The sequence below is a fragment of the Sphingomonas sp. genome, from assembly GCF_036731925.1.
Classification (GTDB): domain Bacteria; phylum Pseudomonadota; class Alphaproteobacteria; order Sphingomonadales; family Sphingomonadaceae; genus Sphingomonas.
Window position 1 is genome coordinate 845,243 of the sequence record NZ_DAINDJ010000001.1, and the last position, 21,593, is coordinate 866,835.

Genomic DNA, 21,593 nt, shown 5'->3' on the forward strand with positions numbered 1-21,593 from the left:
GGCGTTAAAATATCGGAAGACGGCTCAGCCGAGGCCGAAGCCCGCGCGGATGATGGTCGCGATGCGCGTGGCGGCATGGCCGTCGCCGAACGGGTTGTGCGCGCGTGCCATCGCCGCATGGGCGTGGCGGTCATCCAGCAGACGGCCGACCTCTTCGACGATCCGGTCTGCATCGGTGCCGACCAGCCGCGCGGTGCCGGCTGTGACGCCTTCCGGCCGCTCGGTCGTCTCGCGCATCACCAGCACCGGCTTGCCGAGCGCGGGGGCTTCCTCCTGCACGCCGCCAGAATCGCTCAGCACCAGATCGGCCATGCCGAGCGCGCGGATGAAGTGCGGGTAATCCAGCGGATCGATGCGGGCAATGTTGGGCTGCTCGCCCAGCGCCTCGTCCATCACGGCGACGACATTGGGGTTCGGATGCACCGGGAACAGGATCGCCGTGTCCGGCCGCGCGGCAAGTCTGCGCAGCGCTTCGGCGATTGCCGCCATGCCGCCGCCGAAATTCTCGCGCCGGTGGGTGGTGACCAGGATGATGCGCTTGCCCGCGAACCGCTCGGCGATCGGGTCCAGGCCCGCGGCGAGCACCGGTTCGTCGGCGATTCGCGCGCGGGTGGCGAGCAGCGCATCGATCACCGTGTTGCCGGTGACATGGATGCTGGCGGGCGGGATATTCTCGTCGCGCAGGGCATTCGCCGCCGTCTCGGTGGGCGCGAAATGCTGATCGGCGATCGGCGCGACGATCCGGCGGTTCACCTCCTCCGGCCAAGGCCGATAGATATCCCCCGAACGCAGCCCTGCCTCGACATGGCTGACGGGAATCTTGCGGTAATAGGCGGCAAGCGCCCCGACCATCGCGGTAGCGGTATCGCCCTGCACGATCACTCGATCCGGCCGAACCGAATCCAGCGCGCCGCCGATGCCGGTGAGCAGCCGCGCGGTCAGCGCATCCAGCGATTGGCCCGGGGTCATCAGGTCGAGGTCGATGTCCGGCGTGATCCCCGCTATGGCCAGCACCTGATCCAGCAGCCCGCGATGTTGCGCGGTCACGCAAGTAACGACTTCAAGTTCCGGCGTGACCTGCAGCGCCCGGATTACGGGGAAGAGCTTGATGGCTTCGGGACGTGTCCCGAAGACGACGAACAGTTTTTTGCGGACCTGTGCCATTTGCGCCGATTAGCGTAATTGCCTGACCGAACCATTACGGATCCCGCGCGTTTGCCACCCGCGCGGTATATGGTTATGCCGCACTGCACCCAAAGATCATCACAAGGGGGGTTATGACGATCAAGCCGCTGCGTAAGGCCGTGTTCCCGGTCGCGGGTCTCGGTACCCGGTTCCTGCCCGCCACCAAGGCGATGCCGAAGGAGATGCTGCCGGTCGTCGACCGGCCGCTGATCCAGTACGCCGTCGACGAGGCAGTGGAAGCGGGCATCGAGCAGATGATCTTCGTCACCGGCCGCGGCAAGTCCGCGCTCGAGGACCATTTCGACATTGCGTACGAGCTGGAAGCAACGATGGCCGCGCGCGGCAAGTCGCTCGAGGTGCTCGACGGCACCCGGCTGAAGCCCGGCAACATCGCCTATGTCCGCCAGCAGGAGCCGATGGGCCTCGGCCACGCCGTGTGGTGCGCGCGCGACATCGTTGGCGACGAGCCGTTCGCGGTGCTGCTGCCGGACGACTTCATGTTCGGCCAGCCGGGCTGCCTGAAGCAGATGGTCGACGCCTACAACAAGGTCGGCGGCAACCTGATCTGCGCCGAGGAAGTGCCGGATGACCAGACGCACCGCTACGGCATCATCACTCCGGGAACGCAGGACGGTTCCCTCACCGAGGTGAAGGGCCTGGTCGAGAAGCCGGCGCCGGGCACCGCCCCGTCGAACCTGTCGGTGATCGGCCGCTACATCCTCCAGCCGGAGGTGATGCGCATCCTGGAGAACCAGGGCAAGGGCGCCGGCGGCGAGATCCAGCTGACCGACGCAATGCAGCGCATGATCGGCGACCAGCCCTTCCACGGCGTGACCTTCCAGGGCACCCGCTACGACTGCGGCGACAAGGCAGGCTTCATCCAGGCCAACCTGGCCGTCGCGCTCTCGCGTCCCGACCTCGAACCGGCAGTCCGGGCCTTTGCGCAGAAGGCGCTGGGCTGACGTGCTTTCTGCCCTGCCATCGTCGCTCTCGCTCGGTGGCCAACCGGTAGTCGTGATGAGGTCGGGCGTAGCTTTGGTGGCGAAGGATCGAATATGTGGACCTGCAGTGATCTGAGGATGCCGTTCACAATTCGATCCGGCCCGGCCGGACGCTACGGCGTCAGTCTTGATGGGGATGGGCCGGCGCGGCATCGGGGGAGCGCTGTTGTGGTGCAGTTTCGGTGCCGAATTTCGGATCGACGATTCTGATCTGTCGGTACGGACGTGTCACAGCTTCGTCACACGCAATTGCACTGGCCGCAATTCGTTGACTTGGGCTGTGGGGGATGATGAAGCGTCAGTGGAACCCGGTGCGATTTCGGGACGAGCAAAACTCCAGGAGTGTGAGATGAAGTCCTTGGCATTCCCTTCCGCAAAAATCGCGCCTTCTGGCGAGTCAATCCGTTCTTCTAGCGCGGCGCTCGATCGCGCTACGCGACTAGCTGGTACGCGCTGCATTGCCATGGCGCTGCACAGTTACACCGGCCACGGGCCTGGGCAGACGTTCATCGAAGTGGTTAACGGGATGCAGGTTGCCGGGGTTGACGTAAGGGCCTTTCTTCCACGCCTGCGGGTGTCCCCGGCAGGCCAAGCTAGCTTCCGGTCGACGATTCCGCTGCCCTTGTGCCGGTTGCCATGGAAGTGGGTGCGCGGCATCGGTGCCCGCACGACCGAACACGCCATTCTCTCGGCTCTAAAGGGGGCTGATCCCACGCATACTGCAGTTTTTAGCTTCCCGGACATGTCTCTGAAGACCGCGAAGTGTGTTCGCGATCGAGGCTACGCGCTGGTCCGTGAGTTGACGAATCTGCACCGGGGCACCGCACGGCGCATTATCCGGGCGGAACATGAAGCCGAGGATCTTGCCCCGTTCGAAGACATCACGCTGGAGTCTGTCGAACAGGAAATCGAGAATCTGAAGTTGGCGACGCACATCATCGCGCCCAACCCGCACGTCCGACTATCGCTAATCGAACATAATGTTCCGTCGGAAGACATTTTCGATGCATCCTATGGCTGGAGTCGGAAGCGCTTCCAGAATCGTGGCTTGAGAGCGAAGCGGGCGCCGGGCGAGCGCATCGCCATCTTCGTGGGTCGCGTCTCCTACCAGAAAGGCGCGCATCTCCTGCTGCGCGCGTGGCACAAGGCCGGTTGTCCCGGCAAGCTGGTGCTGGCCGGCGCCATCGAGGACCAGCTCAAGGCTAGGCTCGGCAACCTTCTCGCCCACCCCTCGATCGAGAAGCTTGGCTATCTGCAGGACGTCGGTGCCGCCTATGCGGCTGCCGACTATTTCATTTTCCCATCGCTGGTGGAGGGCGGGCCGCAGGTGACCTACGAGGCGGCTGCCTACGGGCTTCCGCTGATCCTCTCGCCGATGGGCGCAGGCAGGTTCACCGAAGACAACGGTGCGGGGCACATCATGGATCCACACGATGTCGACCAGATGGCGGCAGCGATTTCCGATTTTGCCGTCAGAAGCGACCTTGGCGATCTCGGCGAACACGCTGCGAAGTGGGCTGATGCGTTTGAATGGAGCGTCATCGGGCCGGACCGCGCGAACATTGTGGCACTCGCGGTGGCCCAGCGCGCGGCCCAGCTGGGTTCTCGCTAAATCTCCGCACGTCCGGCAATACCGATCGCTCTAACCCGCGTTCCTGGCGTGCAGGTGCGCCGTCTTACGCTCGCGCGATGTTCTCGCCCGTAACGCCTGCCTTGCCGCAGGCGTTGCGCGTGTCGATCACCAGCTTCGCCGAGGCCGCCAACGCGGCATAGTCGACGGCGTCATGGTCGGTCGCGATCAGCACTGCATCATATGCGGCGATCGCCGCTTCGTCCCACGCCACCCCGTGGCGATAGTTGAGCGTCGGATGCTCGCGCGTGCCATTGATCTGCGCGACGTGCGGATCGTGGAAGTCCGCACTGGCGCCGCGCGCCTCGATCAGTTCCATCAGGCGCAGCGACGGGCTCTCGCGGATGTCGTCGACATTCTTCTTGTAGGCCGCGCCCAGCACCAGGATGCGGGCACCGCGCAGGCCGCGGCCGAAGCGGGCGTCGAGCGTGTCCGCCAGCACGCGGATCACGTGCTGCGGCATGTCGGCGTTGATCTGGCCGGCCAGCTCGATGAAGCGGGTGTGCTGGTTATACTCGCGGGCCTTCCAGGTGAGGTAGAAGGGGTCGATCGGGATGCAGTGGCCGCCCAGGCCCGGGCCGGGATAGAAGGGCATGAAGCCGAACGGCTTTGATTTGGCCGCCTCTATCACTTCCCACACGTCGATGCCCATTGCGGTGAAGATCAGCTTGAGCTCGTTGACGAGCGCGATGTTGACCGCGCGGAACACATTCTCCGTGATCTTCACCGCTTCCGCCGTCGCCGCCGAGGAGACCTGGATCGCCTGCGGCACGATGTGTCGGTAGAGCGCCATCGCCAGCCCTGCCGAGGCAGGGTCGTCGGCACCGACCACCTTGGGGATCTTGGTGGTCGAGAAGGTCGGGTTGCCCGGATCCTCGCGCTCAGGCGAATAGGCGAGGAAGAAGTCCTTGCCGGCGATCAGGCCGTTCTCTTCGAGGATCGGCTGCATCACCTCGCGGGTGGTGCCAGGATAGGTGGTCGATTCGAGGATCACCAGCTGGCCCTTGCGCAAGCTGTGGGCGATCGCGCGGGTGGTGTGCTCGACATATTTGAGGTCGGGTTCGAGGTGGCGGGTGAGCGGGGTGGGTACGCAGATCAGCAGGACGTCGACTTCGCCCAGCCGGTCGAGATCGGCGGTGGCGGCGAGGCGCTGCTCGGCGACGAGCGGGCCAACCCGGTCGCCGGGAATGTGCTTGATGTAGCTGTCGCCCCGGTTGAGCGCGACGACCTTCGTCGGGTCGAGGTCGAAGCCCAGCACCGAGCATCCGGCCTCGCCGAACGCAACCGCCAGCGGCAGGCCCACATAGCCCATGCCGATCACGCCGATCGTCGCCGCGCGCGTCTCGATCCGGGTCTGCAGCTTCAGTGCGTGCGCCGGCCATTCAAAGGTCATGGGTCCGCTCCATTCGGGAGCGGCCCTCATGCACCAGGGCCGGTTTCAGCTTCGATAATGCTCGAGATACCAGCGCACGAACTGCGCCACGCCTTCTTCCGGCTCGGTGGAGGGGGCATAGCCGGTGAGGCGGCGAAGCAGGTCGGAAGAGGCTTCGGTGGCGGGAACGTCGCCTGCCTGCATCGGCAGGAAGTTCTTGGATGCCGTGCGGCCCAGCGCTTTCTCGGCAGCGCCGATATAGTCCATCAGCGGGGTCGGGCGGCCGGCACCGATATTCACGATGCGGAAGGGCGCGACGGGCGAGAGGCTGTCGCCTTCCACCGGCATGTCGCCAGGCACGGCATCGATCAGACGGACGATCGATTCGGCGAGATCGTCAATGAAGGTGAAATCCCGCACCATCTCGCCATTGTTGTACACGTCGATCGGCTCGCCGGCGAGGATCGCGCGGGTGAACTTGAACAGCGCCATGTCCGGCCGGCCCCAAGGGCCGTAGACCGTGAAGAAGCGGAAGAAGGTCATCGGCGTGCGGAACAGGTGCGCGTAGCTGTGGCCCATCAGCTCGGTCGCGCCCTTGGTTGCGGCGTAGAGGCTCATCGGGGTGGCGGTGCGCTGGGTCTCGCCGAACGGCATGTCGGTGTTGGCGCCGTAGACCGAGCTGGTGGAAGCGGCAAGGAAGTGGCGGACCGGATGGTGCCGGGCCAACTCCAGCAGGTTGAACGTGCCGACGATATTCGCGCCGATATAGCTGGCGGGCTGCTCGATGCTGAAGCGCACGCCGGCCTGTGCGGCGAGATGGATCACCACGTCGGGCTTGAACTCGGCCCAGGCGGCGGCGAGGGCGGGCTGGTCTTCGATCGACAGGCGCGCCACGCGGAAGTTCGGGTGGTTCGACAGCATGTCGTTCCGCGCTTCCTTGAGCGCGACGTCGTAATAATCCGAGAAATTGTCGATGCCGAGCACCGTCGCGCCCGCCTGTAGCAGGCGGCTGGCGGTGTGGAAGCCGATGAACCCGGCGGATCCGGTGACGAGCACGCGCGGGGCTTGAGCGGTCGGATCGGGCATCGTGGTTCCTGTCCTCTGGTGGTGCGCCAGTCAGTAGCGCCCGGTCCTTACCGGAGCGTTCCCGTGCCGCAAGCCGGGCAGCCCGAATCCTTGGGAAGCAGGAGCGTGCGGAAGCGGAAGCCCAGCGCGTCGACCAGAAGCAGCTTGCCGGCCGTGTCGTCGCCAAAAGGTGCAACGGCGCGGATCACTTCCAGCGCTGCAAGGCTGCCGAGGATGCCGGTCAGCGCCCCCAGCACGCCCTGTTCGGAGCAGCTAACCCCCTCGCGCTCGGGATCCTGGCCGACGAAGCAGCGGTAACACGGCTTGTCCGCTTCCCAGCCGCGGAAGGTGCCGAGCTGGCCCTCGAACTCCGCCACCGCCGAGGAGACCAGCGGCACCCGGGCGGCAAGCGCCGCGTCTGCCACCGCAAGCCGCGTCGCGAAATTGTCCGTGCCGTCGAGGACGACATCATGGCCCGCGATCATCCCGTGCGCGTCCGACGCGGACAGGCGGCGCGGCTCTGTGCGGACGGCGACATTGGGGTTGATCGCGGCGACTCGTGCGGCGGCAGCTTCTGCCTTGCCCGCGCCGATGTCCGTAGTCGCGAACAACACCTGGCGCTGCAGGTTGGAGCGATCCACGCGGTCGTCATCGACGATGGTCAGCGCGCCTACGCCTGCAGCCGCAAGATACTGGATCGCCGGTGCGCCGATTCCGCCCGCGCCGACCACCAGCACCCGTGCCGCCTTCAGCTTCGCCTGTCCCGCTCCACCGATTTCGCGCAGGATGATATGGCGGGCGTAGCGTTCCAGCTCCTCGTCAGAGAGGGTCATTTCGGCCAGGTGAAGGTGACGGTCGCCCGGTACCATTGGTCGGCACTGGCCATCCGCGGCAGCAGGTTGCCGCGCGCTGCGCCCGCGACCATCGCGGCGGCATATTGCTCTACCGTCGGGCACTGGATCGCGCGCGGCACCGTCGTGCGGATATTGTCCTGCGCATCCACCAGCACGGCGACGTCAACCGTCAGCGTCAGCCCCGGCCCGATGGCCAGCGGGCATTTGCGCGCCGTGACTTCGCTGGCGACAAAGGCAAGCATGTCCGGCGTGATCTGCGGCTCTGCGCGATAGGGAAGCGGCGCGAGCGATGGCCAGTCGATGCGCAGCGGGCTCGCCTGGAAGGCAAGCGCCAGGGCGAAGGCCGCAATCATCGGCCGGTAGAGCCGAAGCCGCCGGCGCCCCTTGCGGTCTCATCAAGGGTAGCGACCTCGTCCAGGTCGGCCCGCTGCACCGGGGCCGGGACCAGCTGCGCAATGCGGTCACCGCGCGCGATCGGGAAGTTCTCGCTGCCAAGGTTGGCCAAGATCACCTTGATTTCGCCGCGATAATCGCTGTCGATGGTGCCCGGCGTGTTAAGGCACGTGATGCCGTGCTTGAGCGCCAGGCCCGAACGCGGACGCACCTGCACTTCATAGCCCGGGGGAATCGCCATCGCGAAGCCGGTGGCGACGGCATGACGGGCGCCGGGGGCCAGCGTCAGCTCCTCCGCGGCGACCACGTCCATGCCGGCCGCGCCTTCCGTAGCATAGCGGGGAAGGGGGAGGTTCTCGCCATGGGGCAGGCGTTGAATCGCGATACGGATCGGCGGCAGCAAGGTCAGCCTTTCGTGGGAAGCGCCGCCGCCAGCCGGGTGGTGGCCGCCAACACTTCGGAGTCGTTGAGCAAGTCATGTCCCCGCCCGGGGACGATGCGCAGATCGGTAGCGATGCCGCGAAGTGCAAGGGCCTCGGCATAGGCGCGCGAGAGCGCCGGCGGCGTGATCTTGTCGTTGAGGCCGACCAGCACGGCGGCGCGCAGGCCGGGCATCACCCCGCCTGCGGTCTTGAGCGGATCGAGGCTGGCGACCGGCGTTCCCCAGGCGGCGCCATGCCGCTGCTTCTGCATGCCTTTGCGCCATTCGGGCAGCGCGCAGGGGCAGCCAACCAGCACCATCGCGTCGAGCAGCTCCGGGCGGATGCCGGCGATGTCGGCGGCGATCGCCGCGCCGCCTGAATCGCCAACCAGGATCAGCCGCGCGGCAGCGAAGCGGCGGCGGAGGATGCCGAGCGACTCCGCGATCGCGTCGATCCGCTCTTGGGTATAGTCGTCGCCGACGCCCATACCGGCCTGGCCCGGCGAGCGGTTGCCTGCCGTGTCGCCATAGCCCGGGCGCAGCAGCGCGACTGCGGCGCTGTTCGGAATGGCCTGGGTGACGCTCTCGGCAAAGCGGTAATGGTCGCTTCTCGCCTCCGGGCTGCCGTCGCCGTGGAGAACCACGACCAGCGTACGAACCGTGTCCGGCGTGGTCGCGCCGAAGTTGCGCGCGTGCAGGTTGAGCGCAGGCTCGGCCTTGATGGCGGTATGCTGCGTCACGACGGGCGCGGTGCAGCCGGCGACGAGGAAGAGACCGGCAAGCGCGGGCACTATCCTACAGCGCATCGGCGATCCGATCGGCGAGGCGGCGGGCGACATCGGCTTTCGACGCGCGTTCCCAGGATTCCACGCCTCCGGCGGTGACGAGATGGACGGCATTGGCTTCACCCCCCATCACATCGCCGGAAACATCGTTGGCGACAATCCAGTCCGCGTTCTTGCGCGTGCGTTTCGCGACGGCATGTTCGATCACTCGTTCGGTTTCCGCCGCAAAGCCCACCACGAGCTGCGGCCGACGCGCGCTGTGCGCCAGGCTGGCAAGGATATCAGGATTTTGTGACAGGTGCAGCTGTGGCGCGGCGTCGCCCTTCTTCAGCTTCTGGGGTGCCGCATCGACATGCCAGTCGGCGACGGCGGCAACCATCACTGCGGCGTCGGCAGGAAGGGCCGCTTCGACGGCAGCCGCCATCTCGCGCGCGGTTTCCACGTCGACCCGGATGACGCCCGGCGGCGTCGGGAGCATGACCGGTCCCGCGACCAGGGTCACCCGGGCGCCGAGTGCCGCCAGCGCCCCTGCGATGGCGAAGCCCTGCTTGCCGGAGGACCGATTGGCGATGTAGCGCACCGGATCGATCGGCTCATGCGTCGGCCCGGCGGTGACCAGGACGTGCCTGCCGGCGAGCCGCGCATCGGCGGGGGTGAGCGCCTGCCGGATCGCGGAGAGGATCGCCTCCGGCTCGGGCAGGCGGCCGGGGCCGAATTCGCCGCATGCCATCGCGCCTTCATCCGGTTCCAGCACGGTCACGCCGTCTGCGCGCAGTTGCGCCACGTTGCGGCGGGTGGCGGCATGGCTCCACATCCGCACGTTCATTGCCGGCGCCGCAAGCACCGGCTTGTCGGTGGCGAGCAGCAGGGTGGTGGCGAGGTCGCTGGCGATGCCGGCCGCCATGCGGGCGAGCAGATCGGCCGTGGCGGGCGCGACGACGACCAGATCGGCCTGGCGGCTGAGCTGGATATGGCCCATCTCCGCCTCGTCCTTCAGGTCCCACAAGGTGGTATAGACCTGGTTCTCGGACAGTGCCGCCAGCGTCATCGGAGTCACGAAATGCTGGCCGCCCTCGGTCAGCACGCACGTGACGCCGATCGCGGCCTTGCGGCACAGACGGACGAGCTCGCAGGCCTTGTAGGCGGCAATGCCCCCGCCGACGATGAGCAGGATGCGCTTCATGGGCCTACCGTTGTAACCGTGATCCGCCGCCTGTCGAGCGCGCGGTGCCAAAGGTCCGCCAGCGCATCGGGCACGAACACCAGCCCGACCAGTGCGGCGGGCGCTACCATCAGCGCCCAGTAGAAATTGTCGAGCCGGGCGAAGAGCGCGATTACCGTGCCATAGGCGACGAGCAGCGCGAACATGCGCAGGCCGAGCGAGTCGTCCCAGCTCGCCCAGCCCACCAGTGCGAGCGTGACGAGGATCGCGCTGAGCGCGAGCGGCAGCGCCTGGAAGCCGGTCGAGGCGACCAGGGCGCTGAGGAAGAAGCCGGGGCCGTTGAACGCCGCCCAGCCCGGCGAAGCAGGATCGAGCGGCCCGGTGACGCTCGCTACCGCATGGGCATGCAGGGCCAGCACCCCGCCAAACAGCAGCAGCGCCACAGCCCAGCCCAGCGCCTCGCCACGTCGGTCCTCGCGCCAGGCGAAGGCAAGCATGACAAGCACGTAGAGCGCCGCCGTCTCCCGGATCAGCATCGCGGCAAGGCCGAGCGCGATGGCCTCCATCGCGCGGCCGGGACGGCGGAGTGCCAGCGAAAGCGCGACGAGCAGCCCGGCCCAGATCTCATGGAACAGCACCAGCCCGGGCTGGAGGAAGGCCAGCATCGAGGCGGCGAGCAGCATCATCATGACCGCGCGCGGCAGCAGGCCGGCAAGCGCTACGCCCACCCGCGATGCCCAGGCGAAGGCAGTCAGCGCCGCCAGCGCGAGGAGCAGCGCGACGCTCGCCCAGCCGGGGATCGCCGCCTGCAGCGCCGCGAGCGCAGGCAGCCGCATCGTGAGGAACGGGTGGAGCGGATAGGCGCCGGCGCGCATCGCATCGCTGGCAGCGATGTAATAGGAGTCGCCGCCCTTCATGCCCGCAACCACGCGTTCGTAGAGGCCGATGTCCGTCATCCGGTCTGCCGTGCGCACCGCCCCCTCGCCGGGGCCGGTAAGCGAAGGCACCGCCAGCGCAGTCAGCGACGCGAGCAGCAGCACGAGCAGCGCGACCCATGCCAGCCGCGCGTGGCCCCGCGAGAGGGCGGCAAAGCGGCTCGGCTGGAGGGTCCAGACGCGGCGCGTGCGCCCGCTCATGCGAGCAGCAGTGTTCCGAGCACGCCCGCCGCCGCCGCCAGCAGCGCGACCACCGCATAGCGCCAGCCGCCGCCGACGCGCACGACCTGGATCTCGCGAAGCGGCGGCTCGGGCGGAGCGCCGCCCGGGGCGGGGAAGCGAAGTTCGATGTTGCGGACCAGCTCGGGCAGGCGGGCGAGGGTACGCAGGTCCTGGATCAGGCGATCGGCGACCTTGGCTTCCGGCCCCAGCTCCGTGCGGATCCATTCGCGGACGAAGGGCGCCGAGACGTCCCACAGGTTGATGTCCGGATCGAGCCCGCGCGCGACGCCTTCCACCATCACCATCGTCTTTTGGAGCAGCAGCAGATGCGGCTGCGTCATCATGTCGAAGTCGCGGGTGATCGAGAACAGGCCGTCGAGCATGCCGCCGATCGACATTTCCTTCACCGGCAGTCCGCGCATCGGCTCGCCCACTGCGCGCAGGGCGGTCGCGAACTCGGCGACATTGTGGTGCGGGGGGACATAGCCCGCCTCGAAATGGATCTCGGCCACGCGCTTATAGTCGCCGGTGATCAGGCCGTAGAGGATCTCGGCAAGCCAGACGCGGGCGCGGCGATCGATCCGGCCCATGATGCCGAAATCGATCGCGGCGATGCGGCCGTCGGGCAGGGCGAAGAGATTGCCTTGGTGCATGTCCGCGTGGAAAAAGCCCTCGGCGATCGCCTGGCGCAGGAACGCCTTGATCAGCCTGCCCGCCAGACCCGGCATGTCGTGCCCGGCACGGACGAGCGCGTCGCGGTCGCTGAGCTTGATTCCGTCGATCCACTCCAGCGTCAGCACCTTGCCGGTGGTGCGCTGCCAGTCGATTTGGGGAACCATGAAGTCCGGCTCGGCGGTCATCGCCTCGGCAAGTTCGGAGGCCGAGGCGGCCTCGCGGCGGAAGTCGAGCTCCCGCACGGTCCAGCGCTTGAAGCTTTCGATCACCAGCCGCGGGCGCAGGCGGCGCGCCTCGCCGCCATAGGCCTCGAGCTGGGCGGCTGCCCATTCATAGGTGTCGATCGCACGGGCGAAGTCGCTCTCGATGCCCGGGCGCAACACCTTCACCGCGACGCGCCGGCCGTCCGTCGTAATTGCGCGGTGGACCTGGGCGATGGACGCGGCGCCGATCGGGCGCTCCTCCACCTCGGCGAACATCGCGGAGAGCGGACGGCCATAGCTGGTCTCGATCCGCTCGCGGATGATGTCGAAGGGGACGGGCGGCAGCGCGTCCTGCAGGCGGAGCAGATCGTGCGCGGCTTCCTCGCCGACGAGATCCGGGCGGGTGGCGAGCGTCTGGCCCAGCTTGATCGCGGCCGGGCCGATCGCCTGGAAGGCATCGGCATAGGCGGGGACCACCGGCACGCGGGCGCCCAGCCTTGCGAGCCGGGCAAGGCGGCGCACCGGACGCGGCGTGTTCGCGTCACGCTCGATGCCGCGTAGCGCGCCGTGGCGCGCGAGGATGCGGCCCCATTTCAGCAGGCGCCAGAGATGGACGGCGGGTGCGGTCATGCGGTTAGCCCCTCCTCCTTGGAGGAGGGGAGGGGCTTAGGATCCGACGCGCTGTCCGTCCGCAGCCAAACCGCCATCAAATCTTCCAGCCGCTGTGGATCGCGACGAGACCGCCGAGCAGCGGCTCCACCTTGGTCTGGCGGAAGCCGGCGTCGGCGATCATCCGCTCGAAGCTGGGCATGTCCGGGAAGCGGCGAATCGATTCGATCAGGTAGCGATAGCTGTCTTCGTCCTGCGCCAGCAGCTTGCCGAGCTTGGGGACCAGCTTGTGCGAATAGGCATCGTAGATTTCGGCGAAGCCCGGCCACTGGGTGGTGGAGAACTCCAGCACGAAGAAGCGGCCGCCGCGCTTGAGCACGCGGTGCGCCTCGCGGAGCGCCTTGGGGATGTCGGTCACGTTCCGGATGCCGAACGCGATCGTATAGGCATCGAAGAAGCGGTCGGGGAATTGCAGCGTCTCGGCATTCGCCTCGGTCCACACCAGGCCGTCGATCCCGCGCTGGGCGGCGCGCTCGACGCCGACGCTCAGCATTTCCGGGTTGATGTCGGCCACGGTGATCGCCGCGCCGGTTTCCGCCATGCGGAAGGCGATGTCGCCGGTGCCACCGGCCATGTCGAGAATGTGCTCGCCGGCGCGCGGCTTCACGCGGCGGACGAACCGATCCTTCCACAGCCGATGCATGCCGCCCGACATGGCGTCGTTCATCAGGTCGTATTTGCTGGCGACATTCGAGAACACCTCGCCGACGCGGCGGGTCTTGTCCTCTGGGGCGATGTCTTCGTAACCGAAGGAGACGGTATCGGGCATGGGCGTGCCTTAGCGGGAGGCGGCGGCCAAACCAAGGGGGCTGAGGGGCAGGTGACAATCGGCCCCGCACTTCCTAGCTCTGGGGCCAGATGCCTGAGCTTCCCGAAGTAGAAACCACCGTTCGTGGCCTTGCCCCAGTGCTGGAGGGGCAGCGGATCGAGCGCGTGCTGCTCAATCGTGCCGACCTGCGCCGGCCGTTCCCGGTCGATCTCGGCCAGCGGCTGACCGGGGCGACCGTCACCGGGCTGGCCCGGCGCGCGAAATACGGCCTTATATATACGGACCGAGCTGACACGCTGGTATTCCACCTCGGCATGTCGGGGCGCTGGCGGATCGATCCGGCGGAACTCGGCAAGCACGACCATGTGGTGATCGAGACGGCGCGGCATCGATTGTCGCTCAACGATCCGCGGCGATTCGGTTCGATGGACCTGATGCCGTCCGCCGCGCTGGCGGACTGGCCGGCGTTCAAGGCGTTGGGGCCCGAGCCGCTGGGGCCGGACTTCACCGCGGCGCATCTGGTCGAGGCGTTTCGTGACCGAATCGCCCCGGTGAAGGCGCTGCTGCTCGACCAGCGAATCGTGGCAGGCCTCGGCAATATCTATGTCTGCGAGGCGCTGTTCCTTTCGGGCATCGCGCCGACCAAGCCGGCGGGCTCGATCAGCCGTGCCAAGATCGAGAAGCTTGTCCAGGCAGTGCGCGAAGTGCTGGAGGCCGCGATTCGCGCCGGCGGTTCCACCTTGCGCGACTATGCCCGCCCGGACGGCGAGCTCGGCTATTTCGCCAAGGAGTGGCGCGTCTATGGGCGGGAAGGGGAGCCGTGCAGTTGCGGCCGCCCCGTGCAGCGCCGCGTGGATTCGGGGCGCTCCACCTTCTATTGTGGCAAATGCCAACGCTGAAAGGATTGACCCGAATCGCTGTAGCCGGTAAGGGGCCCGTCTTCCGGCGTGGGCTCGCTTCCGCGCCTTACCCATTTCGAGCAGGAACAAGACCGAATGGCGAATACGCCGCAAGCGAAGAAGCGCATCCGTCGCAACGACCGCCGCGCCGAAATCAACGGTGCACGCGTTGGCCGCATCCGTACCTTCGTGAAGAAGGTGGAAGCAGCGCTGACCGCCGGCGACAAGGCCGCTGCCACTGAAGCGCTCGCCGCTGCGCAGCCGGAAATCGCACGTGGCGTCGCCAAGGGCGTGCTCCACAAGAACACGGCTGCGCGCAAGTTCTCGCGCCTGAACAAGCGTCTCCAGGCGCTCGCCTAACCGTAACCAATCGGTAACTAAAAAGCCCTGCCGGACTAGTCCGGCAGGGCTTTTTGCGCATGTGCGCCACAACAGATGGTTAAAATTCGGGCAAGATCCTCGAGTGGCGCGAATCCACGAGTCGTGTCGATTCGCCGGGGGCGCCATCCTCGTTTTCCACGTTAAACAGCTGGAATAACTTGGCAATTTTGGCACCCCCACGGTTTTCCTAGGGGTTCGGCCTGTCAACAAAACTATTTCAGAAAGTTTACATGGGAGGCCCTTGCTCGACTCAGTTCGAGCTTCCTACAACGAGCCTCCCGGCCACGTTGCTGGACGGGGCAACGAGTTCATCGCGCGTCTCCGGGGGATTGACCGGCTGCGGTGAGCCTCATGATCGATATTGATTTTTGAACGCGGGAATCGAGATTTCCGCGAAGGAAGGGTGCGTCAAAGTGACTCAGGTTCAACCGCTGGAACGTGAGGAAGGCCGCGACGTCGCCAAGGCTTGGGCGCATGTGCGCACCAACCTGCGCCGCTCGGCCGGCCAGCGGCTGTTCGACCAGTGGCTGAAGCCCGTGGTGCTGATCGACGGCAGCGATTCGCATGCCGTTCGCCTGGGCCTGCCGTCGCCGTTCCTCACCCAGTGGGTGAAGAATCACTATGCCGAGCGCCTGCTGCTCGAGTTCCGCGCGGTGCTGCCCAACGTGCGCAGCGTCACGCTGGAGACGCTGCAGGACGCCGAGCAGCGCGTGCTGAGCGCCGAGCCCGCAGCATCGCCCGCGCCGCGCAAGGAAACGCTGGTCGAACCCGCGGAGCGCCCCGCCTTCGATCCGCGCTTCACGTTCGATCGTTTCGTGGTGAGCACGACGAATCGCGTCGCCTTCAACGCTGCGCGCACTGTCGCGCAGCCGGGCGTTCCGATGTTCAGCCCGCTCTACCTCCATGCCGGCACCGGCCAGGGCAAGACGCACCTGATGCACGCGATCGGCCACGCCTTCCTCGAAGCGAACCCTGGCGCGACGGCGATCTATTCGACCGGCGAGCGCTTCATGTTCGAGTTCGTCCAGGCGCTGCGCAACAAGGATACGCTGGCGTTCAAGACCCGGCTTCGGTCGGTCGACCTGCTGATGATCGACGATCTTCAGTTCATCGGCGGCAAGGACGCGACCCAGGAAGAATTCTTCCACACGGTCAACGAGTTCATGAGCGCCGGCAAGCGGCTGGTGATCGCGGCCGACCGCGCGCCCCAGGCGCTCGAAGGCTTTGAGCCGCGTCTGGTCGGCCGCCTCGGCGCCGGGCTGGTTGCCGACATCAAGCCCGCCGAGCTCGACCTGCGCCGCGCCATCGTCGAGCGCAAGCTGAAGGACATGCCGGCGGTCGATATGCCGGTGGAAGTGGCGGACCTGCTTGCCGCACGCATCACCACCAACGTTCGCGAGCTGGAAGGCGCGCTGAACCGCTTGGTTGCCTATGCCAGCCTCTCCAACGAATCGATCACCATCGACTTCGCGACGAGCGTGCTGGGCGAGGTGCTGCGTACCAGCCAGCGCCGCATCACGATCGACGAGATCCAGCGCGCGGTGTCGACGCATTTCGAGGTGAAGCAGCTCGACCTGATCTCGGCGCGCCGTGCCGTGGCGATCGCGCGCCCGCGCCAGATCGCGATGTATCTGGCGAAGCGGCTGACAACGCGGTCACTGCCCGAGATCGGCCGCAAGTTCGGCAACCGTGACCACTCGACCGTGATCCACGCAGTGAAGCGGATCGAGGATCTGCGCAGCAAGGACGTGGAGATCGACGGCGCCGTTCGCGCCCTGATGCGCACCCTGGAGGGGTGAACCCGGTGATCCGCCCTGCCGCGCCGGAAGACGGCGCGGCTGTCTGGGCGATCCTGGAGCCGGTGATTCGTGCCGGCGCCACCTACGCGCTGGACCGCGACATGCCCCGTGATGCGGCGCTGGCCTATTGGCTGGGGCAAGACCGGGTGAGCTTCGTCGCCGAAATAGCCAGACAGGTACTCGGCACCTATTATCTGCGCGCCAACCAGGCGGGCGGCGGCGCGCATGTCGCGAATTGCGGCTATGCCACGCACGTCGAGGCCCGCGGGCGGGGCATTGCGCGGGCAATGGCGGAACACAGCTTCGAAGAGGCGAGGGCACGTGGCTTCCGTGCGATGCAATACAACTTCGTGCTCGCCAACAATGTCGTGGCCGTCCGGCTCTGGCACGCGCTCGGCTTCAACACGATCGGGCGGGTACCGGCGGCATTCGATCATCCGGATGCCGGTATGGTGGACGCGCTGATTCTTCACCGACAGCTTTAACGACACACGCGAACCGCTGAGGAGGCGAAACGGGCGGCGATGGTCGCCGCACAACAACTGCGCGGCACCGACCTGTGCGCTGGCGCCCGTAGGCGCTGCAGCGCTCGTCGGGTGCGGACATGCGCTGGTTGCGGTTTCGCGTCGATCCGCGATCGGCTTGATGAGCGTCCTCTGGGGTATGGGTAACATTGCACCCACGAGCGCGTCTCACGAACAGGCCGGATTCAGGAGGATCGCCTCGTCCGCTGGAGGCTCTATGAGCGTGCGGGAGCAACGCATCAGGAGCTTGCGGTCGCCATCCTAGAGCACCTCACCTGGTCGGCAAAATTCTTGGGCAGCGCTCACCTCATGAGCGGCGAGGCCGGCGGACCGCCGTTCAGGCCATTTCTGCCCGGTGCTGGCTGCGCTAACCGAGCAGCCCCGCCACGAGCGCGATGAGGCCTAGCGCCGCGGCGCCGCGCGCCAGACGCACGTCATAGCTCAGCCCCAGCAGCACCAGCGCCGCCGCAAGCGGCAACAGGCCGAACCAGGTGACCAGGCCGCGCGGCCAGTCCGGCGCGGCGAGGGTCGCGGCTAGGGCGGCAAGGAGCAGCGCCCAGCCTGCGATCCGGAGGCGCTGCGGAGGGAGGCGCGTCTGCCAGCCGCCCAGCAGCGCAGGCGCGTGGCGCGGCATCGCGGCGGCCAGCGCGAAAAAGCCGATCAGGGTCAGGCCGGCGGCGATCAAGCGAGCTGAGTCCTGTTGCGGCGGCGCGGCGTGGCAGCAGGGCGGCGCCATTGCCGCCACGCCAGCCAGCCCGTGCCGGCGGCGGCTGCGAGCAGCGCCGCGCTGACACCGCGCTGCACGTTATCGGCAAACGCACCGCACGGCAGCGCCCCCGCCGCGCATTCCAGCGCCAGGAACGCCATCAACAGCGGCCAGCTGCGCTTCGCTGGGAGGACTGCGCCCACCACCAGCGCCGCGGCGGCGCTCCAGAGCGCGACCGAGACTTCGGCACCGGCGCGATCGGCTGCGCCCAGCGGCACCATGCGGTTGGCGAGCAGGAACGTCACGCAGCCGATCGGCACGCCGGCGAGGACACCAGCGTTCAGCCGCTCGACGATGCGGTTGCCGAGGCTGAGCGGCGCTCGTTCGCGGCGCTTGACCACCCACAGCACCATGCCGCTCGCCACCGCCAGCGTCAGCATCGCGCCGCACAGGAAATAGAGCCAGCGCGTCGCGAGCGGCGCGAAGCGGGCGAGGTGGAGCCCGTAGGCGACGCCATAGGTCTGCAGCGCGGGGCGGTTCTCGGTGAAGTCGGCGAGGACCCGGCCCGTGGTGCCGTCAAAGCTAATCGCGCCCGCCGCATAGGCGATCTGGCGGGCATCGTCGCGGAACATGGTCACCACGGCGGCCGCATCGCCCGGATGCGCGATCGTTACGCGACCCACGGGCTGCCCGCCGAAGCGGCGCTCGGCTTCGCGCAGCATGGGCGCAAGCGGCGCGAGGCGGGCAGGCCTGCCAACCGCGGCGCGGTCGATCTGGCCCGGCTGCAACGCCTGGTACATCGCCGCCATGTCCTTCCCGTAATTGGCGTTGATCGCCCAGGGCATGTTGAGCGTGGCCAGCGTCAGCAGCCCGGTGAAGCTGATCATGACATGAAAGGGCAGGGCGAGCACACCCAGCGCATTGTGCCCGTCGAGCCAGGAACGCTGGCCCTTGGCGGGGCGGAAGGTGAAGAAGTCCTTGAAGATGCGGCGGTGGGCGATGATGCCGGTGATCAGCCCCAGCAGCAGCACCATCGCCCCCAGTGAGGCGAGCAGCCGGCCCCAGGGGAAGGGCAGCTGCAGCTCGAAATGGAGGCGGTAGAAGAATTCACCGCCAAGCGTCTCACGCGGGGCGGGCGCGCCGGTCACCGGATCCAGCGCGCGGTAGACGAAGCCGGTGCCGGGGTCGTAGGTCGCCTCGACGGTGTTCATCCGTTCATTGGGCAGCGTGAGGTACCAGCCGAAGGAATTGGGCGCGTTCCTTTCCAGCCAGCTGCTTGCGGCGGTGAGCGCAGCGGCGCGGCCGGCTATGGCGGTGGTCTCGGGTCGCATCCAGCGACCGATCTCGGGCTTGAACACGCTAAGCGTGCCGCCCAGGCACATCACGAACAGCAGCCAGCCGAGCAGCAGCCCGGTCCAGCCGTGCAGCCACGCCATCGCCTGGCGGGCGCCGTCGCGCACGGCGCTCATGCAGGCGGCATCCCGGCGACCCAGGCAATGCCCGCGAGCAGCGCCGAGGCGGCGAGGATGCCGCCCAGCGCCCGCAACGGGCCGGGGGCGAGAAAGGCCCAGATCGTCGCCACGGGGGCCACGACAAAGGCGAGCATCGTCGCCGGGATGACGGCGTCGAGCCGAGGGAGGGGCAGGGTGCGCGCCGCCGCCGCGGCGAAGCACGCCGCGACGAGATAGGCGCCCAGGCTGCCCGCCACCGCGCGCACCGCGATGTTCGCCCGATAGCTCCAGCCGCGGCGAAGATGCGCGCCCATGCCGCGCCTCAGTAGCTGAAGGTGATGCTGCCCAACACGCTGCGCGGCGGGGCGTAAAAGGCCTGGCCCCACATGATGCTGCCCAGATAGGTACTGTCGGTGACGTTGCGCACGTTGATCGCGGCGCGGACATGGTCGACGATGCGGATGCTGCCCATCAGGTCGAGCACGGCATAGTCACCCTGGGTCACGCTGAAATCGGGGCTGCGGATCGCGTTCTGCCAGCGCAGCTGGGCGCCCAGCTTCAGGTCGCGCAGATCGGGCACCGCATAGGTGGTGGCGAGCTTCAGGCTTTTGGTAGGAATGAACACGCGGGCGGCCGTGCCGGCATTGTCCTCGATCTCGAGGCCGGTATAGCCGCCGCTGATCGTCCAGTTCTCGGTCACCTTGCCGGCCAGCTCGATCTCGAAGCCGCGCGAGGTGGTGTCGAGGCCGGTATAGTAGCTCGTGCCCGCCTGGCCGGGGTCGCCGGGGCCGAAGGTTCCGGCGAAGGTTGCCAGGCCCTTCTGCTTGGCGCGGAACAGCGACGCGGTGGCATAGAGCCGGCCGCCGAACCACTCCGACTTCACGCCGCCTTCGATGCTGGTGCCGGTCACCGGATCCAGCCTGCGGCCACGCGAATTCACTTCGATCTGCGGATTGAAGATGTCGGTATAGCTCGCGTAGAACGAGACGTTCGGCGTCAGGTCATAGGTCAGGCCGGCATAGGGGCTGACCCGGCTGTTCTTGCGGTACTGGTCGGCGCCGTAGGAAACGCCGCTGGACTTCAGCCACGTCGCGCTGCCGCCGACCACGGCCTTCAGCCGATCGGTGACGTTGAGGTGCGCGGCGCCATAGGCGCGGGTCACATCCGTCCGGCTGTCCGCCTGAAGCGTAATCGGGCCGGTGCCCGGATCCGCGACCACTGCGCTGGCGAGGTTCGGCACTGCCGGGTAGGCGATGAGGCTATTGCCGTTGCCTTCCCACTGGCGATTGTCGAGCCGGCCGCTCGAAACGCCGAACGCCAGCTGGTGTTCGCGGCCGAACAGGTGAAGCGGGCCGGACGCGGTGAAATCGCCGAGATACTGATCGGTCTCCGACGGGTAGCGGCCGACCTGTCCCTTGATGCCGAGGCCGGTCGCCTTGTTCGGCGCGTCATAGGCGTAGAGCAGCTTCGCCTGCTGCTTGTTGTTGATGTAGGTGAACACGCCCTTGGCCTGCCAGCCCTTGCCCAGATCATAGGCGAGTTCGCCGAAGGCGCGCTGGTCGGTGGTGTCCCAATAGGTCCAGGGCGCCGAGGTGGTCGCCGAGCGCGCATAGGGGATGCGGCTGCCGTCGGTGTAGGTGAGCGGCAGCGCACCCCAGAGGACACCGTCCGCATCATTGTCCTGGCGGCTGTAGCCCACCGTTGCGGTCAGCTGCGGCGTCACCTTCCAGTCGGCGATCAGGCCGTACACGTTGCGGTTGACGTGGTTGTAATCGAGATAGCTGTCGCGGCTCTCATGCGCATAGATGCCGCGCACGGCCACGGTGTCGGTCACCGGCACGGACACGTCGGCCTCGGCGCGCCAGCGGTTCCACGAACCGGCCTGCACGGTAGCGCGCGCCTGCAGCGTCTCGGTCGGCCGCTTGCGGACATAGTTGATCGTGGCGGACGGGTTGCCCACGCCGGTCATCAGCGCGTTGGCGCCGCGGATCGCCTCCACCCGTTCGAACAACGCGGTGTCGAGATCGCCATATTGGATGCCATAGGGCATCGGCAGGCCGATCCCGTCGACCTGGAAGTTGGTGATGTCGAAGCCGCGGGAGTTGTAATAGGTCCGGTCGCTCTCCACGCGTTCGACATTGATGCCGACGGTCTGGTCCAGCAGGTCGTTGACGTTGGTGAGCTGGAAGTCCTGAATCCGTGCCTGGTCGATAATCGTGATCGACTGCGGCGTATCGCGCGGGGTGAGGGTGAGGCCGGTGGCGCTGCGCGACGGCTGGGTAGCGATGCCCGTCACGATGATCTGGTTCTGCTGATCGTCGGAGTCCGCGGCACTATCTGGCCCGGCAAAGGCGGTGCCGGGGAGCGCAAGCAGCGCAGAAGTCAGCAGGGCGGTACGCAGCGACAGAAGCATGATCCAGCTTTTCCCTTTGGGTCTCGTTATGAGCGTGCCTTTAGGGAAGCTGAATATTGCGAGTCAATCTCATTATCAC

General features: G+C 67.3%; 21 protein-coding genes. 6 read left to right on the top strand and 15 right to left on the bottom strand.

From position 1 onward, the window contains the following. Nucleotides 1-24 precede the first annotated feature (24 nt). Nucleotides 25-1,164: a non-hydrolyzing UDP-N-acetylglucosamine 2-epimerase gene (wecB, locus tag V7E00_RS04350; protein ID WP_333571449.1), complete on the bottom strand. Its 1,140-nt coding sequence runs from the start codon at nt 1,162-1,164 to the stop codon at nt 25-27. 113 nt (nt 1,165-1,277) lie between these two features. Between wecB and galU the strand changes: the two genes are divergently transcribed. Together galU and V7E00_RS04360 are read left to right on the top strand one after the other, a co-directional pair. Beyond that, complete coding sequence (gene galU / locus V7E00_RS04355) at nt 1,278-2,147, top strand: UTP--glucose-1-phosphate uridylyltransferase GalU (RefSeq protein WP_333571450.1); 870 nt, start codon at nt 1,278-1,280, stop codon at nt 2,145-2,147. A gap of 388 nt (nt 2,148-2,535) precedes the next feature. After that, nucleotides 2,536-3,798, top strand: a complete 1,263-nt coding sequence (locus V7E00_RS04360) for a glycosyltransferase family 4 protein (protein ID WP_333571451.1) — start codon at nt 2,536-2,538, stop codon at nt 3,796-3,798. Nucleotides 3,799-3,862: 64 nt separating this feature from the next. Here V7E00_RS04360 and V7E00_RS04365 read toward each other — a convergent pair whose 3' ends face one another. The 10 genes from V7E00_RS04365 to V7E00_RS04410 form a co-directional block, all read right to left on the bottom strand. Then, on the bottom strand, nt 3,863-5,209 hold the full coding sequence (locus V7E00_RS04365; protein WP_333571452.1) for a nucleotide sugar dehydrogenase: 1,347 nt from the start codon (nt 5,207-5,209) through the stop codon (nt 3,863-3,865). 45 nt (nt 5,210-5,254) lie between these two features. Continuing rightward, complete coding sequence (locus V7E00_RS04370; protein WP_333571453.1) at nt 5,255-6,274, bottom strand: NAD-dependent epimerase/dehydratase family protein; 1,020 nt, start codon at nt 6,272-6,274, stop codon at nt 5,255-5,257. Nucleotides 6,275-6,321: 47 nt separating this feature from the next. Further along, entirely contained in the window at nt 6,322-7,086 is a 765-nt protein-coding gene (locus V7E00_RS04375; protein ID WP_333571454.1) for a HesA/MoeB/ThiF family protein, read from the bottom strand. After that, nucleotides 7,083-7,460, bottom strand: coding sequence for a hypothetical protein (locus V7E00_RS04380; protein WP_333571455.1), 378 nt, complete (start codon nt 7,458-7,460; stop codon nt 7,083-7,085). Before V7E00_RS04380 ends, V7E00_RS04375 begins: the two co-directional genes overlap by 4 nt. Continuing rightward, nucleotides 7,457-7,903 carry a dUTP diphosphatase gene (dut, locus tag V7E00_RS04385; RefSeq protein ID WP_333571456.1) on the bottom strand — a complete coding sequence of 149 codons (447 nt, stop codon included), beginning with the start codon at nt 7,901-7,903 and terminating at the stop codon, nt 7,457-7,459. Before dut ends, V7E00_RS04380 begins: the two co-directional genes overlap by 4 nt. Before the next feature lie 2 nt (nt 7,904-7,905). Next, nucleotides 7,906-8,727, bottom strand: coding sequence for a hypothetical protein (locus tag V7E00_RS04390; RefSeq protein ID WP_333571457.1), 822 nt, complete (start codon nt 8,725-8,727; stop codon nt 7,906-7,908). Continuing rightward, entirely contained in the window at nt 8,717-9,889 is a 1,173-nt protein-coding gene (gene coaBC / locus V7E00_RS04395) for a bifunctional phosphopantothenoylcysteine decarboxylase/phosphopantothenate--cysteine ligase CoaBC (protein ID WP_333571458.1), read from the bottom strand. The genes V7E00_RS04390 and coaBC overlap by 11 nt, the downstream gene beginning before the upstream one ends. Continuing rightward, nucleotides 9,886-11,004, bottom strand: a complete 1,119-nt coding sequence (locus V7E00_RS04400; RefSeq protein WP_333571459.1) for a hypothetical protein — start codon at nt 11,002-11,004, stop codon at nt 9,886-9,888. The genes coaBC and V7E00_RS04400 overlap by 4 nt, the downstream gene beginning before the upstream one ends. After that, nucleotides 11,001-12,533, bottom strand: coding sequence for a 2-polyprenylphenol 6-hydroxylase (ubiB, locus tag V7E00_RS04405; protein ID WP_333571460.1), 1,533 nt, complete (start codon nt 12,531-12,533; stop codon nt 11,001-11,003). The genes V7E00_RS04400 and ubiB overlap by 4 nt, the downstream gene beginning before the upstream one ends. Nucleotides 12,534-12,609: 76 nt before the next feature. Then, complete coding sequence (locus V7E00_RS04410) at nt 12,610-13,341, bottom strand: class I SAM-dependent methyltransferase (RefSeq protein WP_333571461.1); 732 nt, start codon at nt 13,339-13,341, stop codon at nt 12,610-12,612. 89 nt (nt 13,342-13,430) lie between these two features. Between V7E00_RS04410 and mutM the strand changes: the two genes are divergently transcribed. The 4 genes from mutM (at nt 13,431) to V7E00_RS04430 (ending at nt 16,905) form a co-directional block, all read left to right on the top strand. Then, the gene (mutM, locus tag V7E00_RS04415; RefSeq protein WP_333571462.1) at nt 13,431-14,240 is read left to right on the top strand and encodes a bifunctional DNA-formamidopyrimidine glycosylase/DNA-(apurinic or apyrimidinic site) lyase; all 810 of its coding nucleotides are present in this window, start codon (nt 13,431-13,433) and stop codon (nt 14,238-14,240) included. Between the two features lie 96 nt (nt 14,241-14,336). Then, a complete protein-coding gene (gene rpsT, locus V7E00_RS04420; protein WP_010545371.1) occupies nt 14,337-14,600 on the top strand; it encodes a 30S ribosomal protein S20 in 264 nt (87 codons plus the stop codon). Between the two features lie 434 nt (nt 14,601-15,034). After that, nucleotides 15,035-16,420 (top strand): chromosomal replication initiator protein DnaA, encoded by a 1,386-nt coding sequence (dnaA, locus tag V7E00_RS04425; RefSeq protein WP_333571463.1) that lies wholly within the window; start codon nt 15,035-15,037, stop codon nt 16,418-16,420. Further along, nucleotides 16,417-16,905: a GNAT family N-acetyltransferase gene (locus tag V7E00_RS04430; RefSeq protein ID WP_333571464.1), complete on the top strand. Its 489-nt coding sequence runs from the start codon at nt 16,417-16,419 to the stop codon at nt 16,903-16,905. Before dnaA ends, V7E00_RS04430 begins: the two co-directional genes overlap by 4 nt. Before the next feature lie 406 nt (nt 16,906-17,311). On the opposite strand, the gene V7E00_RS04435 is transcribed toward V7E00_RS04430, so the two are convergent. The 4 genes from V7E00_RS04435 to V7E00_RS04450 are packed head-to-tail and all read right to left on the bottom strand — an operon-like array spanning nt 17,312 to nt 21,514. Further along, nucleotides 17,312-17,629: a DUF3325 family protein gene (locus V7E00_RS04435; RefSeq protein WP_333571465.1), complete on the bottom strand. Its 318-nt coding sequence runs from the start codon at nt 17,627-17,629 to the stop codon at nt 17,312-17,314. Beyond that, complete coding sequence (locus V7E00_RS04440; protein ID WP_333571466.1) at nt 17,626-19,119, bottom strand: PepSY-associated TM helix domain-containing protein; 1,494 nt, start codon at nt 19,117-19,119, stop codon at nt 17,626-17,628. Before V7E00_RS04440 ends, V7E00_RS04435 begins: the two co-directional genes overlap by 4 nt. After that, the gene (locus V7E00_RS04445) at nt 19,116-19,415 is read right to left on the bottom strand and encodes a ketohydroxyglutarate aldolase (protein WP_333571467.1); all 300 of its coding nucleotides are present in this window, start codon (nt 19,413-19,415) and stop codon (nt 19,116-19,118) included. The genes V7E00_RS04440 and V7E00_RS04445 overlap by 4 nt, the downstream gene beginning before the upstream one ends. Nucleotides 19,416-19,423: 8 nt before the next feature. Next, on the bottom strand, nt 19,424-21,514 hold the full coding sequence (locus V7E00_RS04450) for a TonB-dependent siderophore receptor (protein WP_333571468.1): 2,091 nt from the start codon (nt 21,512-21,514) through the stop codon (nt 19,424-19,426). Nucleotides 21,515-21,593 lie beyond the last annotated feature (79 nt).

Bases quoted from the DNA above. Each gene is read 5' to 3' on its own strand.
- mutM (WP_333571462.1), top strand. From the start codon at position 13,431: ATGCCTGAGCTTCCCGAAGTAGAAACCACCGTTCGTGGCCTTGCCCCA.
- coaBC (WP_333571458.1), bottom strand. From the start codon at position 9,889: ATGAAGCGCATCCTGCTCATCGTCGGCGGGGGCATTGCCGCCTACAAG.
- V7E00_RS04360 (WP_333571451.1), top strand. From the start codon at position 2,536: ATGAAGTCCTTGGCATTCCCTTCCGCAAAAATCGCGCCTTCTGGCGAG.
- V7E00_RS04410 (WP_333571461.1), bottom strand. From the start codon at position 13,341: ATGCCCGATACCGTCTCCTTCGGTTACGAAGACATCGCCCCAGAGGAC.
- V7E00_RS04375 (WP_333571454.1), bottom strand. From the start codon at position 7,086: ATGACCCTCTCTGACGAGGAGCTGGAACGCTACGCCCGCCATATCATC.
- rpsT (WP_010545371.1), top strand. From the start codon at position 14,337: ATGGCGAATACGCCGCAAGCGAAGAAGCGCATCCGTCGCAACGACCGC.
- V7E00_RS04450 (WP_333571468.1), bottom strand. From the start codon at position 21,514: ATGCTTCTGTCGCTGCGTACCGCCCTGCTGACTTCTGCGCTGCTTGCG.
- V7E00_RS04440 (WP_333571466.1), bottom strand. From the start codon at position 19,119: ATGAGCGCCGTGCGCGACGGCGCCCGCCAGGCGATGGCGTGGCTGCAC.
- V7E00_RS04445 (WP_333571467.1), bottom strand. From the start codon at position 19,415: ATGGGCGCGCATCTTCGCCGCGGCTGGAGCTATCGGGCGAACATCGCG.
- V7E00_RS04370 (WP_333571453.1), bottom strand. From the start codon at position 6,274: ATGCCCGATCCGACCGCTCAAGCCCCGCGCGTGCTCGTCACCGGATCC.
- wecB (WP_333571449.1), bottom strand. From the start codon at position 1,164: ATGGCACAGGTCCGCAAAAAACTGTTCGTCGTCTTCGGGACACGTCCC.
- V7E00_RS04365 (WP_333571452.1), bottom strand. From the start codon at position 5,209: ATGACCTTTGAATGGCCGGCGCACGCACTGAAGCTGCAGACCCGGATC.
- V7E00_RS04380 (WP_333571455.1), bottom strand. From the start codon at position 7,460: ATGATTGCGGCCTTCGCCCTGGCGCTTGCCTTCCAGGCGAGCCCGCTG.
- ubiB (WP_333571460.1), bottom strand. From the start codon at position 12,533: ATGACCGCACCCGCCGTCCATCTCTGGCGCCTGCTGAAATGGGGCCGC.
- galU (WP_333571450.1), top strand. From the start codon at position 1,278: ATGACGATCAAGCCGCTGCGTAAGGCCGTGTTCCCGGTCGCGGGTCTC.
- V7E00_RS04400 (WP_333571459.1), bottom strand. From the start codon at position 11,004: ATGAGCGGGCGCACGCGCCGCGTCTGGACCCTCCAGCCGAGCCGCTTT.
- V7E00_RS04390 (WP_333571457.1), bottom strand. From the start codon at position 8,727: ATGCGCTGTAGGATAGTGCCCGCGCTTGCCGGTCTCTTCCTCGTCGCC.